The organism is Exiguobacterium sp. s146, assembly GCF_018618415.1.
Lineage (GTDB): Bacteria > Bacillota > Bacilli > Exiguobacteriales > Exiguobacteriaceae > Exiguobacterium.
The window spans coordinates 171,376-184,950 of sequence record NZ_JACSMA010000004.1; the positions used below are offsets into that span (position 1 = coordinate 171,376).

A 13,575-nucleotide genomic window follows, 5' to 3' on the forward strand; every position below is an offset into this window, starting at 1 on the left:
TTCAGAAAGGAAAAATTAGAATGAATCAACGGAATGCAGAAAAATTAAAATATGAGCTGTTAGAGACGTGGAACACGTTCAATCATTATATGACCGAGGCGCTGACGTTCCAAAACAGCGAAGATATCCACCAAGCCCGGGTCCGCCTGCGCAAGCTATTGACGTTCATCCAATTGTACGACACGAAGCCTTCGACGTATCGCCAATTGAAACAGCTGATGGAGGCGCTCGGAGCGGTGCGTGACGGCGACGTCCTCCTTGAGGGGCTCGCCGTCGAGACCGAGCTCGACCAAGCGTTCGCGGATCACGTGGAAGCGCAGCGTGCCAAAGACCGCACGCTCCTGAAAGCACGTGTGACCGAAAAAATGACGCCTTCGCTCGACCAGCAAGTCCGGCGCTTCATCGGCGGGCAGCTGTTTCGCGCCTTTCGCAAACAAGACGCGGCGTCTTTTCTCGATAAAGCCAAAGCCGACCGCAAGCGTCGCATCGAGACCCATCACGAAGCGACGAAACGGACCGATCGGCTCGATACGCTCCACAAAGTCAGGCTCGCCGTGAAACGGGAGCGTTATTTGAATGAGTACTTATTGAACTATGAGCCGAGCGCCTCCAAAGACCAAGTCCAAAAACTGAAGCGGCTCCAGACCGAACTCGGCGACATGAATGACCGGCATCAGCTCTTGTTGCGCTGGACCGACTTCACGCCACCCGCCGCCTTGACCGACGACTATGAACAAGTCATCCAAGCGTTGCACACCCGGCTCGACGAATCGGTCGACGCCATCAAGCTTTAACGGGACGTATAGCGTTCGACGAGCAGTTCAAGCAACTTCATCCCGGCAATCGAGTTTCCTTTTGAGTCGAGGGCGGGACCGAAAATCCCAAAGCCGACATCACTCAACCCGAGCTCATGCTTGCCGGTCGCGAGAATCGCACCCGACACCCCGCTCTTTCCAGGCAGACCGACACGGACGGCAAACTCACCCGAGGCGTCGTACATGCCGCACGTCGTCATGATCGCTTTGACGATGCGGACGACACGACGCGGAATCAACTCTTCGCCTGTGACCGGGTCTTCGCCGTTGCCGGATAGAATCCGACCGATGCGCGCCAAGTCAAAACAATCGATTTCGATGGCACACTGTTTCGTGTACACATCGATAATCTCATCGACATCACCCTCGACGATTCCGTGATGGCGCATGAAATAGAGCAAGGCCCGGTTCAAGTCGGTCGTCTCGTATTCCGAGCGGGCGACTTTTTCGTTGTACGTGACTTTCTCGACCGGGACATCGAGCAACGTCGCCAAAAATTGACGGAACTGATAGATTTTCAGCTCCGCCGTATCCCCCAAAATCATGCTCGTGACCGCAAGCGCCCCGGCGTTAATCATCGGATTGAGCGGCTTCGATGGCACCGTCTCTTCAAGTTTGGCGATCGAGTTGAACGCATCACCCGTCGGTTCCATGCCGACTTTAGAGAACACGTAATCTTCCCCGAACTCCATCAAGACGTAACAGAGCGTCAACGCCTTCGAGACGCTTTGAATCGTGAATTTATGATGGACGTCCCCCGCATGAATATAAGAACCATCAGGTAGGCAAATCGCCACGCCGAGCAAATCATCTTGTACATGCGCAAGCTCGGGAATATAGTCGGCGACTTTTCCTTGTGCTGTGTACGGACGACACTCGTCGACCAAATGCGCCAACTGCTGTTCCAATACGTTCATCCAATCACCTCATGTCCGATAGTTTTACCCGGGTCATCTTAACATATTTGCAGACGGTTAACCATCAAGTGGACCGTCTTCCTTGTCCGGCTTATACCATTCCTCGTCGGCCCACAAAACGGACGGGCTGTCCTCATCCCCTTCGAGCTTCTCGCCATGTCGATTCATCGAGACGATGAACGCGAGGATACCGACCACGACGATCGTCGACGCAATCCCGAACCAAACCATGAGTGGTCCTCCTTCCAATCGTGACGAATTTGTCTAGAACCGTGTGAGACTTATCCTATGTCTACGGCAACATTCTCGGTACCGTTAGTAGGAATACTACATAGAAATGGGTGAATGGATTGAACAAGATTGCAATCATCGGTGGAGGGATTACGGGTATGGCCGCCGCCTACTACGCGAAACAGGCGGGTGCGCACGTCACATTGTATGAAGCAAGTGACCGAATCGGCGGAAAAATCAAGACCGTCTATCGAGACGGGTTCGTCTTAGAATGCGGGCCGGACGGATATATGGCCCGGAAGCCGACCTTGACCGACCTGATTACCGAACTCGGGCTTGGCGATGACCTCGTCCGGTCGATGACCGGGACGTCGTACATTTACGTGCGGAACCAACTGCGCCAGATGCCCGTCGGTTCGGTCATGGGCATTCCGACCAAATTCTGGCCGATGGTCAAGACGGATCTGTTCACGTGGCGCGGCAAACTCCGAGCCGGTCTGGATCTCGTGCTGCCACGCGTCTATGCGGGATCCGACATCTCACTCGACACGTTCTTCCGCGCCCGGCTCGGCTCAGAAGTCGTCGAGGCGATGATCGAACCGCTCCTATCCGGAATTTACAATGGTACGCTTGACGATATGAGTATCGAGTCTACTTTCCCTCAGTTTATCACGATTGAACAGAAAACACGCAGCCTGATTCTCGGTATGAAAGCATTAACGCCACCTGTCCAAGCCGGTGTCAAACCGCGCGAGGCCGGAAAGTTTCTATCGCTCGGACAAGGGCTCGGCGTCCTCATCGAAGCACTCCGTCCGTCGATTGACCGCCTCTGTCTCGAGACACGGGTCGCGTCCGTCCGTCCCCATGAAGTCGTGCTCGAGGACGGGACGGTCGAGTCGTTTGACGGCATCGTGTTAGCGACTTCGCCAAACGCGCTCGGCCCGCTCCTCGGTCTCCCGGAAGCGGAACGGTTGTCGGCATTGAAACGCACGTCTTCCATCACCGTGCTCGCGGCGTTCGAGAAAGCAGACGTCGCGGCACTCGACGGGACGGGCTATGTCATCGCCAAAGGTGAAGGCAACGCCTTGACCGCTTGTAGCTGGATGCATAAGAAATGGCCGCATATGGCGCCCGACAACAAAGCGCTGTTACGCGTCTATATCGGCTCCGCATTCGTGCCCGACTTGTTGGCAGAGTCCGACGAGACGGTCGCTGCCTTCGCGCTCGGTGAGCTTCGGAAAATCCAACACGTCGGCACGCCCCTCTTCACGAAAGTCGAGCGGCACGTCGACACGATGCCGCAGTATGAGGTCGGCCATAAACAATACGTGCGGGCGTTCGAAGAGACGATGTCCTCCCTCGACGGCATCGAAGCTTGCGGGGCAATCTTGCACGGCGTCGGTCTCCCGGACTGCGTCGACTCGGCCAAACAGGCTGTCACCCGCATCATGGCAAGACAGGCGGTGTCCGTATGAAACGAATCGACTACAACGAGAATCCGTTCATCGTCATTTGGGAAGTGACACGTGCCTGTGCGCTGTCATGCGTCCATTGCCGGGCCGAGGCCCAGTTCCATCGATATCCGGGTGAACTTGACACCGCGCAAGGTAAGGCGCTCATCCGTGACATCCACGCGATGAACAACCCGATTCTCGTCTTCACCGGGGGCGATCCGCTCATGCGCGAAGACTTGTTCGAGCTGACGGAATACGCCGCCTCACTCGGGATGCGCGTCTCGATGACCCCATCGGCGACGCCGCGCGTGACCCATGACGCCGTCAAACGGGCGAAAGATGCCGGATTGACACGCTGGGCGTTCTCGCTCGACGGTCCGGACGCCAAGTCGCATGACTATTTCCGCGGCACGCGCGGCAGTTTCGAGCGGACGCTGCGCGGCATCTCCTACTTCCGGGAAGAATGCATGTCGTTCCAAATCAATACGACGGTCACGGAATATAACGTCGACCAACTCCCGGAAATCGCCAAACTCGTTGGAGAGCTCGGCGTATCGGTGTGGACGCTGTTCTTCCTCGTACCGACCGGTCGCGGTTCGCTCTTGCAACCGATCTCCCCGGAACGTCATGAGGACGTATTGCGCTGGGCGTTCGCCCTGCAAGAACACGTCCCGTTCATCATCTCGACGACCGAGGCCCAGTTTTATCGGCGCATCGCCCGGCAAGAGAATCAGCGGCGAAAAAACGAGGGCTTGCCACCGATCGGCCATCCGCATGACGATCTCGCCAAGGCACCGCGCGGCACGAATGACGGCAACGGCTTCGTGTTCATCTCACACACGGGTGACGTGCAACCGTCCGGATTTTTGCCGATTACGTGCGGCAACGTGAAACAGACACCGCTCGCCGACATCTATCGGCAGCATCCGGTCTTCCAATCGCTCCGTGACCCCGATACGCATCACGGAAAATGCGGCTATTGCGAGTATCGTTACGTCTGCGGCGGCTCCCGGGCACGAGCTTACGCCGTCACCGGTGACTATAAAGCCGAAGAGCCGTACTGCATCTATCAACCCACAACGACTACACAAACAAAGAGCGCCGGCAGTAGCCAGTGCTCTCTGTTTGTTTAATGGGTCACCGTCGCGGGACGGAGCGTCAACTCGTCGTTCTCGACGTCGATGACGACTGTCTGTCCGTCCTCGATGTCTCCGGCGAGGATACTGCGGGCGAGCTTCGTCTCAATCGTCCGTTGCACGTATCGATTGATCGGACGGGCCCCGAACTGAGGTTCATACGCCTCGTCAGCGATGAACGCTTTCGCCGCATCCGTAATCTCGATTCGAATCGAGCGGGCCGTCAAACGACTGCCCATGCGCGCGACCGCTTTCTCGACGATTTGACCGATTTGGGCTCGGGTGAGCGGATGGAACAGAATCGTCTCATCGACCCGGTTCAAAAACTCGGGCCGGAAGTGGCGGCGGAGCCGCTCGATGACTTGGCGCTCTTCCGCCTCATCGATGACACCATCCTTCGCCGCCTCGAGCAAGATGTCGGCCCCGATATTCGACGTCATGATGACGATCGTGTTCTTGAAGTCGACGACACGTCCGTGTGAGTCGGTCAAGCGACCATCATCGAGCAGTTGCAGCAAGATGTTGAACACGTCGGCATGGGCTTTCTCGACTTCATCGAGCAACAGCACCGAGTACGGATTGCGGCGGACCGCTTCCGTCAACTGGCCGCCTTCCTCATAGCCGATATAGCCGGGAGGTGCCCCGACGAGACGTGACACAGCGTGTTTCTCCATATATTCGCTCATGTCGAGACGAACGATATGGTCTTCCGAGTCGAACATCGCCTCCGCGAGCGCTTTCCCGAGTTCGGTCTTCCCGACACCGGTCGGCCCAAGGAAGAGGAACGACCCTATCGGGCGGTTCGGGTCTTTAATACCGGCCCGGGCCCGAATGACGGCATCGCTGACGAGACGGATCGCATCGTCTTGTCCGAAGACGCGTTGATGGAGCACGGTCTCGAGATTGAGCAACTTATCGCGTTCCCCTTCCGTCAGTTTCATCACAGGGATGCCCGTCCACTTCGAGACGACCTCGGCGATTTCTTCCTCGGTCACTTCTTCCCGGACGAGTTCACGCGTCACGGAACCGGCGAGCCGTTCCGCTTCCACGAGTTCACGCTCGAGTTCCGGGATGCGGCCATATTTGAGTTCCGAGGCCCGGTTCAAGTCATAGCGACTTTCGGCTTCTTGCAGTTCAAGCTTCACTTTCTCCAAGTCGCCGCGGATGTGTTGAACGCGGTGCGTCGACTCTTTCTCATTCTCCCATCGGAGACGGAGCGCATCGGACTGTTCCCGAATCGAGGCGAGTTCTTGTTGAAGTGCATCGAGCCGTTTTTTCGAGGCATCATCACTCTCTTTCTTCAAGGCCGCTTCCTCGATTTCGAGTTGCATGACACGGCGCACGAGTTCATCGAGCTCGGCCGGCATCGATTCCATCTCCGTCCGAATCATCGCACACGACTCGTCGACGAGGTCGATTGCCTTGTCCGGCATGAACCGGTCAGTGATATAGCGGTTCGAAAGGACGGCCGCGGCGACCAGGGCGTTATCGTGAATGCGGACGCCGTGGTGAATCTCGAACCGTTCTTTCAACCCACGCAGAATCGACACCGTGTCCTCGACGTCCGGCTCATCGACGAGCACTTGTTGGAAGCGGCGCTCAAGCGCCGGGTCCTTCTCGATATACTGGCGATACTCATCGAGCGTCGTCGCGCCGATACAATGGAGCTCACCGCGCGCGAGCATCGGTTTGAGCATGTTCCCGGCATCCATCGCCCCTTCCGATTTGCCGGCCCCGACAATCGTGTGCAATTCGTCGATGAAGAGAATGATTTTCCCTTCCGCTTCTTTCACTTCGTTCAAGACGGCTTGGAGCCGCTCTTCGAACTCGCCGCGGTATTTGGCACCGGCGACGAGTGAACTCATATCGAGACTGAAAATCGTCTTATCTTTCAAGCTCTCCGGAACGTCCCCACGGACGATCCGTTGGGCGAGCCCTTCGACGATCGCCGTCTTCCCGACACCCGGCTCCCCGATTAAGACCGGGTTGTTTTTTGTCTTCCGGCTCAAGATACGGATGACGCGGCGTATCTCACTATCGCGCCCGATGACGGGATCGATTTTGCCGGTCTTCACTTCTTGAATCAAATCGCGGCCGTATTTCGTCAAAACGTCATACGTCGCTTCCGGCGACTTCGACGTGATGCGTCGATTGCCACGGACCGCGACGAGCGCTTCGCGTAGCTTGTCCTCGGTCACACCTTTGCGCTCGAGCATGCTCTGCGCCTGGCTCTTGTTCATGATGATACCGAGCAGGACGTGCTCGACCGAGACGTACTCGTCGCTCATCCCGGTCGCTTCCCGCTCCGCCGTCGTCAATACGTTCAAGAGCGACGATGAGATCATCGGTGTCGTCGGTGTCTGCAGCTTCGGCGCATTTTTGAGTGCCATCGCGACCTCGGCCTCGATGTCAGCAACGCTCAACTCCATCTTTTGCAGCAACAGCGGCGCGATGCCGTCCGTTTGTGAAATCATCGATGCCAAGACGTGCCATTCGTTCATCTCGCTATGGTGGTACTGTTTCGCAAGTGCCTGCGAGCTGACGATGCCTTCATGTGCTTTATCGGTAAATCGATTGAAATCCATACTGTTTCCTCCTTAGACTCAGCGTTCGAGTTGTTCGTAAACAGATCGGTGGGCGGCGTCGAGCGGCAAATCGACTTCGAGTTGCACGAAGAGATCTGACCGGACTTTCGAGGCGGTCATGAACCCGCGGCCCGGGATGCGCATCCGTTGACCCGGCCGTGACCCCGGTTTCACTTTCAGTTTGACCCGGCCGCCGTCGAGTGTCGCCACGACGACTTCGGTGCCGTCAAGGAAAGCGAGCGGACGCAACCGTTTGACGGTGATGACGTTCGCCCCTTCCCGACGATACGTATCATCATCGGTGAAATGGAGCTCGACATATACGTCGCCGCGGTCACCCGCTTGTCCGACCTTGCTGCTCTTGCCTTTGAGCCTTAACTTTTGCCCTTCATGGGCGCCTTGCGGGATTTTCACGTTGACCGTTCCCGTCTGGAGACGCAGGCTCACCTTGGAATCAGACGTCAATTGACTGAGTGGCACGTTGACGCGCACCGTCTCGTCAAGATCTTCTTCGACCGCTTGATTAAAGAAGCTGCCGAACATGTCCTCGAACCCGAACGTCCGCGATGTCGTCCGTGATCCGCCGCCAAACTGGCGGAACAAGTCTTCGAACTGGGCCGATCCTTCCCCGTATCCGTCGCCGCTGTACCCTTGTCCTTGACCGAACGTCGGTCCTTCTGGGCTGCCATAGCGATCGTAATTCGCTTTCTTATCGGGATCGCTCAGCACGTCGAACGCTTCTTGGATTGCTTTGAACTTGTCCTGCGCGCCCGGATCTTTGTTCACGTCCGGATGGTATTGTTTTGCCAGTTTTCGATATGCTCGTTTAATGTCTTGGTCGGACGCCTGTTTTGGCACGCCAAGGACGTCATAATAGTTTTTTGCCATCTCGTTTCACCTCACCTATCCCTTTCCCGATTCTGTTAAGTCTATTCTACCGATTTGGTCAAAGAAGGTCAAAGAATTTCCTCGTTACTTAGCATACGAAAAAAAGAAGGCAATCGTTTCATCACGATGCCTTCTTACGATTAAAAGTATACTTTCGGACTGTCCATGCCTTCTTCGAACACGATCGTCACTTCTTGCTCCCCACCGAGCGAGGTGACGTTGATGCGGACCGGTACGTTCCGGTTGTACTCCCACCGGTTCTCAAGCAGACCGACGACGTGCTGGGTGAATCCGACGAGCTCGGCCCGGCTATAAAACTGGATCGGGATGTCGATCTCGATTCGTGACAAGTCCCCGTTCTGATAAAAACCTTTCCCGATCATGCCGCTGAAATCTGGGAACACATCGGCAATCCGGTCACTGAAGAGAGAGAACTTTTGGGCATCGTCGCGTACTTCATTCGTCGCCGTGGCGGACGGGAAGTAATAATACGTCTCGTCGATGGCGGTCCAGTCGTTTGCCGCCACTTCATCGGCTGAACCGACGAATGCCGATTTGATATAGTTCCCTGGTGTCGGTGAACCTTGCGGCGCTTTCATGTACAATGCGACATTGATATCAAGGTCTTTAAAGTCCTCGCGTTTCCGCAACTGGGCGACGAGTTCATTGGCCATCCGTTCGCCTTCGGCGATGACTTTCTTCTCGTCCAATTTTTCCGTATACGTCGGACCGAAGTTCGGCGCCTGGAACACGTACTCTTGATTCAAAATCAAGGCGAATGACACACCGCCGAGTTGATAGCCACTATCCGTTTTCGTCATATAGTTCTGTTCGACGAGCGATGCCAAATAGAGAGGAGATTTTTTATTCTCCTCGACGAACTGTTCTTCGGCCACTTCGGCCGTCCCATTCGCATACGCTGGGTTGAGCGGGACGAGTCCTTCCGACGTCTTGTCTTTCCGGCCAAGCAAACGCGATACGTCTTCACTCGTCAACAGCTGTCCTTCTTGATAGGCGTACTTCTCCGGATCGAACGCGCCGGTCGAATGGCGCATGAGGCCAAGCTCCACTTCTTCGAGTTCGAGCGATGAGCTGACTTGACGTTGCGCCAGTCCTCGGGCCGCAGCCGGTTTGAACGGAATGACCATCTGGTAATACGAATCACGCGCTTGAATCGCTTGAGTGACCCCTTCGGCTGCCGTCTCTTCGCCTGTCGGTGTGACTTCTTCTTCCCCCATCGGGATTTTCATAGAGCATCCGCCGAGAAAAACCGTCGCGGCGAGAGCTGGGATGAGCATCTGTTTCCATTTCATCTATGTCTGAACTCCTTTAATGATTCGTTTCGTTACACTTCGTCCATTATAACAAAATCATCCGTTGAAAAAAGTGTCGAAGCGGAATCAGTGCCAATTCACGTCAAAACACCCTTCAACGCCAGTTGAAGGGTGTCCACGTCACGCTTTCGTGGATGGGCGACGTCGATGCGTCACGAACAAGAGACCGAGCCCGATCAAGACGAGACCAAGTACCGTTCCCCACGTTTTTGTCGTACCGGTCATCGGGAGGGTCGCCTGGTCTGGCGTCACCGGAGTCGTCGGTTCTGGTACATAGACCGATTCATCTCGGTCATCCCGGTCATCGTTGTCCGGTTTCGGGATACTTTGTTTCACATGCACGGTCGCCTCGACCGTCCGCGACACGCGCGCTTCACGATTGACTTCGAACGTGAATGTCGTCCGGTTCGTGAGCACGGCACCGGCCCGCACATCATAAGATGGCAAGAGCACTTTCTCCATCTCGAGCACGATTTCTTCACCAGGGACCAATCCGTTCTCGACTTCGGCAAGGGCACGCATGCCATCTCGGAGCGTCTCGGTCGTCTCGCGCTGCTCTTTCGTCGTCAACGCCCCACTCGTCCATTCGTCGAGGACATCGACGAAGTACAACGTGACGTTCGACGTGTTCGTGATCGTATACGTATAGCGAATCGCCTCGCCAGGATGCACCGTCTCGGGACGTGCCGTCTTCGTGACGGTGAAGTCGGCTTGATTCAATAAGACGATTTGTTGGCTTTCCGCATCGATGACCCGACCGTACGCATCGGTCGCCGCGACGCGGAACACGTTCCCGATTTCAGGGGCGTTCGTCCGATCGTAATCGCTTGGAATCGATAAGTTGACGGTCGTCTCGACTCGTTCCCCAGCGAGCAGCCCGTCCTCGCCGACGAGTGCCAATAAGCGCTCACGGACGTTCGCATTGAATGTGTCGACCGTCTTCGCGTCGATGTCGCCGCTAAAGAACTCATCCTCGATGGATGTGATGGTGAGCGCCGTCTCACCTGTGTTCTCGATGACGAACGTATACGGGATCATCCCACCGACGACGGCTTGGTCGATGTTGGCCTCTTTCCCGACCTCAAGGCCGATCGTATCGTTCGGTACGACCGTAACGTTCGCCTCCGAACAGGCAGGAGGAACCGTCTCGTCTTCGACGCCGATACAGAACGTATTCGTCACAACGGTCTCACTCGCAACGTCTGGTGCAAACGTGTCGAACTGAATCGTCGTCGTCCCGACCGGTATCGTCGGGAACATCCAATTGAAAGCTGGTGGTCCGCTCACGGTCGTCGGGGCGACCGCGCCTTCCGGGCCGAGCACTTCGACCGAATCCGCGACGACGGTCAACGCTTCCGGCACCGTGTCGGTCACAGATAAGTTCTCAATCGGTGTGCCCGTCACATCGATGACGAGCCGATACGTCACCAAATCTCCGCTCAACACACGCTCGATCGGCCCGTCGGCTCCGAGCACCAATTGATCGATAGCAACCGCTGGGGTAGCGGAAGGTGCGGTCACTTCTTCGGTGACAGGTTCCTCTGGTGCTGGCTCCGGCTCCACGAGTGGAGGCTCGACGGGTGTGTCGACGTCCGGCACCGGCTCCGTCCCGTCATCACCCGGTTCGCTCGACTCGCCTGTCAGTTCCTCTAGCTGAAACGCATAGACAGCGCCCGGAAATGAATAAGGAACACCGGCACTGTCATATAAGGTGACTTGGTCGATTGTCGTCACGTCGACCTCGGTCGCGTCAATCATGAACCGCCAAATCGTTGACGTTTCACGCGCCCCGTAATACGTGACGTCCGCATAAATCAAGCTCGCGTCATCGTACGCTTCGATTTCTTCGGTGCTGAACTCGATTTGGGCGTAAAGCGTCGTCGGTGTCAGTGTCGTGTCCGCATTTGCGGCATTCGGTGCCCACATGCTGATCAATAGGAGAACGAAAGTGATGAGGGCGATAAAACGATGGGCGGTGTTTCGCATGGTGGTCCCCTCCTCTAAGGTGTCTGAACGTCTGCGATGACACGCTCCGGCACAGGAGAGGGATGGAGGATGAGTGTGCGCGAGTCGTGGTGTAAGGTCTTGGTGTCAAAAAAGTATTTGTAGATACTAATCATTACCCGTCCCGTGAGGACCCGAACCTGCTCGCGACCAGAAACGTTTGAAAATCAGGTCAATAAAAAAAAGCCCTCCTTAAGGAGGACCTTGTTCAAGCTTGATCGGCTAAGAAGGCGAGCAATGCCGCCTCATCCCACACTTCGATGCCGAGTGACTCGGCTTTCGTCAGTTTCGAGCCTGCCTTCTCGCCGGCGACGAGCAGGTCGGTGTTCTTACTGACGCTACCCGTGACGCTCGCACCGAGCAGTTCGAGTTGCTTCCCGGCTTCGCCACGCGTCATCTCATGCAATTTCCCGGTCAAGACGACCGTCTTCCCGGCGAGCGGTGCATCCGCGTCGACCGGTCGTTTTGCCCCTTTGAACGTCAGATTGACACCGGCTTCGCCGAGTTCGCGGACGAGGTCACGGGCTTCTGGCTTCTCGAAGTATAAGACGATCGATTCGGCCATCTTCATCCCGATGCCATCGATTGATGTCAACTCGTCGACCGATGCCTCCATGACCGCTTCCATCGTCTCGAACCGCTCCGCAATCAACACGGCCGCTTTTTGTCCGACGAGACGGATGCCGAGCGCGAACAACACCCGTTCGAGCGAGTTCTGTTTCGATTGCTCGATCGCCGCGAGCAAGTTCGTCACCGACGTCTCACCCATCCGGTCGAGCGCGAGCAGTGCATCCCGGTCGAGACGATACAGGTCGGCCACGTTATGGACGAGGTCGGACGCATGGAGTTGCGTGATCACTTTCTCACCGAGCCCATCGATATTCATCGCCGGACGTGATACGAAATGAATCAGCCCTTCGAGCAGTTGGGCCGGACATTCCGGATTGACACAGCGATGGTCTGCCTCGCCTTCTAAACGGACGAGTTCAGATTCACAAGCTGGGCAATGGGTCGGGAAGACGATTTCCGTCTCCTCCCCTGTCCGCTCACTGACGAGCGCCGAGACGACGGCCGGGATGACATCTCCCGCTTTCTTGATGACGACCCGGTCCCCGATGTGAAGGTCCTTCTCTACAATGAAGTCCTCGTTATGGAGCGTCGCATACGTCACGGTCGACCCGGCGACCGAAACCGGTGCGAACCGCGCGCGTGGTGTGACTTTGCCGGTCCGTCCAACACTGAAGTCGACGTCCTCGATCGTCGTCACGACTTCTTCGGCTGGGAACTTATACGCGACGGCCCATCGCGGGCTCTTCGCCGTGAAACCGAGTTGTTCTTGCTCTTCATAGGCTGCGACTTTGATGACGATGCCGTCAATCTCATACGGCAACTCGGACCGCTTCGTCACATACGTTTCGATATAGTCCCATAACTCATCCGCCGTATGGCACGTCGTGTATTCTTGGCTGACCGCGATGCCGAGTCGGCGTAAATATTCGAGCGACTCGTCGTGCGAGGCGACGAGGTCGTCTGACGAGACGAGCCCGTAGGCGAAGAACGCCAAGTTCCGCGACGCCGCGATTTTCGAGTCGAGCTGTCGAAGTGAACCGGCCGCCGCGTTGCGCGGATTAGCGAACAGTGGTTCACCGAGACGTTCCCGCTCGTCGTTCAAATGTTCGAACGACCGTTTCGGCATGTACGCCTCACCGCGCACCTCGAACGTGACGTCCTCGTTCAAGCGGAGCGGAATCGAGCGAATCGTCTTCAAGTTTTGCGTAATGTCTTCCCCGGTCGTTCCATCCCCGCGCGTCGCACCACGTTTGAGGCGTCCATCTTCGTATTTAAGCGATACTGCAAGCCCGTCAAACTTGAGTTCGGCGACGAACAGCGGACTGTAGCCGAGGTCTTTCTCAATCCGTTCGACCCATTCGACGAGCTCGTCTTTCGAGAAGACGTTCCCGAGCGACAGCATCGGCGTGTCGTGCGTCACTTTGACGAATGCATCGAGCGGGGCCCCGCCGACCCGTTGCGTCGGGGAGTCCGGACTCCGAAGTTCCGGATAGTCCGTCTCGATTTCAATCAATTCGTTCATGAGACGGTCGTATTCCGCATCCGGGACACTCGGTCGGTCGAGCACATAATATTCATACCCGTATTGATTTAGCTTTTGACGAATCGCTTCAACGCGTTCTACCATCTCCATATGATCAC

Annotated in this window: 10 protein-coding genes; 3 read left to right on the top strand and 7 right to left on the bottom strand. The window is 56.4% G+C overall.

Annotated elements, in window-relative coordinates:
- Positions 1–20 precede the first annotated feature (20 nt).
- On the top strand, positions 21–794 hold the full coding sequence (locus KNP83_RS12995; protein WP_214762846.1) for a CHAD domain-containing protein: 774 nt from the start codon (positions 21–23) through the stop codon (positions 792–794).
- Here KNP83_RS12995 and glsA read toward each other — a convergent pair.
- Both glsA and KNP83_RS13005 read right to left on the bottom strand, forming a co-directional pair.
- A complete protein-coding gene (gene glsA, locus KNP83_RS13000; RefSeq protein ID WP_214762847.1) occupies positions 791–1,732 on the bottom strand; it encodes a glutaminase A in 942 nt (313 codons plus the stop codon). The two genes, KNP83_RS12995 and glsA, sit on opposite strands and share 4 nt — an antisense overlap.
- A gap of 57 nt (positions 1,733–1,789) precedes the next feature.
- Positions 1,790–1,963 carry a hypothetical protein gene (locus KNP83_RS13005; protein WP_214762848.1) on the bottom strand — a complete coding sequence of 58 codons (174 nt, stop codon included), beginning with the start codon at positions 1,961–1,963 and terminating at the stop codon, positions 1,790–1,792.
- Between the two features lie 110 nt (positions 1,964–2,073).
- Between KNP83_RS13005 and hemG the strand changes: the two genes are divergently transcribed.
- Positions 2,074–3,438, top strand: coding sequence for a protoporphyrinogen oxidase (gene hemG, locus KNP83_RS13010; RefSeq protein ID WP_214762849.1), 1,365 nt, complete (start codon positions 2,074–2,076; stop codon positions 3,436–3,438).
- On the top strand, positions 3,435–4,550 hold the full coding sequence (locus KNP83_RS13015) for a TIGR04053 family radical SAM/SPASM domain-containing protein (RefSeq protein WP_214762850.1): 1,116 nt from the start codon (positions 3,435–3,437) through the stop codon (positions 4,548–4,550). The genes hemG and KNP83_RS13015 overlap by 4 nt, the downstream gene beginning before the upstream one ends.
- On the opposite strand, the gene clpB is transcribed toward KNP83_RS13015, so the two are convergent.
- The 5 genes from clpB to ligA all read right to left on the bottom strand — a co-directional run bounded on the left by clpB (position 4,547) and on the right by ligA (position 13,567).
- Positions 4,547–7,138: an ATP-dependent chaperone ClpB gene (gene clpB, locus KNP83_RS13020; protein WP_214762851.1), complete on the bottom strand. Its 2,592-nt coding sequence runs from the start codon at positions 7,136–7,138 to the stop codon at positions 4,547–4,549. The two genes, KNP83_RS13015 and clpB, sit on opposite strands and share 4 nt — an antisense overlap.
- 18 nt (positions 7,139–7,156) lie before the next feature.
- On the bottom strand, positions 7,157–8,026 hold the full coding sequence (locus tag KNP83_RS13025; protein ID WP_214762852.1) for a DnaJ C-terminal domain-containing protein: 870 nt from the start codon (positions 8,024–8,026) through the stop codon (positions 7,157–7,159).
- 140 nt (positions 8,027–8,166) lie between these two features.
- The gene (locus KNP83_RS13030) at positions 8,167–9,339 is read right to left on the bottom strand and encodes a CamS family sex pheromone protein (protein ID WP_214762853.1); all 1,173 of its coding nucleotides are present in this window, start codon (positions 9,337–9,339) and stop codon (positions 8,167–8,169) included.
- A gap of 141 nt (positions 9,340–9,480) precedes the next feature.
- Positions 9,481–11,346 carry a DUF7507 domain-containing protein gene (locus tag KNP83_RS13035; RefSeq protein WP_214762854.1) on the bottom strand — a complete coding sequence of 622 codons (1,866 nt, stop codon included), beginning with the start codon at positions 11,344–11,346 and terminating at the stop codon, positions 9,481–9,483.
- A 226-nt stretch (positions 11,347–11,572) separates the two neighbouring features.
- On the bottom strand, positions 11,573–13,567 hold the full coding sequence (gene ligA / locus KNP83_RS13040; RefSeq protein WP_214762855.1) for an NAD-dependent DNA ligase LigA: 1,995 nt from the start codon (positions 13,565–13,567) through the stop codon (positions 11,573–11,575).
- Positions 13,568–13,575: the final 8 nt, after the last annotated feature.

Bases quoted from the DNA above. Each gene is read 5' to 3' on its own strand.
- KNP83_RS12995 (WP_214762846.1), top strand. From the start codon at position 21: ATGAATCAACGGAATGCAGAAAAATTAAAATATGAGCTGTTAGAGACG.
- glsA (WP_214762847.1), bottom strand. From the start codon at position 1,732: ATGAACGTATTGGAACAGCAGTTGGCGCATTTGGTCGACGAGTGTCGT.
- KNP83_RS13005 (WP_214762848.1), bottom strand. From the start codon at position 1,963: ATGGTTTGGTTCGGGATTGCGTCGACGATCGTCGTGGTCGGTATCCTC.
- KNP83_RS13015 (WP_214762850.1), top strand. From the start codon at position 3,435: ATGAAACGAATCGACTACAACGAGAATCCGTTCATCGTCATTTGGGAA.
- clpB (WP_214762851.1), bottom strand. From the start codon at position 7,138: ATGGATTTCAATCGATTTACCGATAAAGCACATGAAGGCATCGTCAGC.
- KNP83_RS13025 (WP_214762852.1), bottom strand. From the start codon at position 8,026: ATGGCAAAAAACTATTATGACGTCCTTGGCGTGCCAAAACAGGCGTCC.
- KNP83_RS13030 (WP_214762853.1), bottom strand. From the start codon at position 9,339: ATGAAATGGAAACAGATGCTCATCCCAGCTCTCGCCGCGACGGTTTTT.
- KNP83_RS13035 (WP_214762854.1), bottom strand. From the start codon at position 11,346: ATGCGAAACACCGCCCATCGTTTTATCGCCCTCATCACTTTCGTTCTC.
- ligA (WP_214762855.1), bottom strand. From the start codon at position 13,567: ATGGAGATGGTAGAACGCGTTGAAGCGATTCGTCAAAAGCTAAATCAA.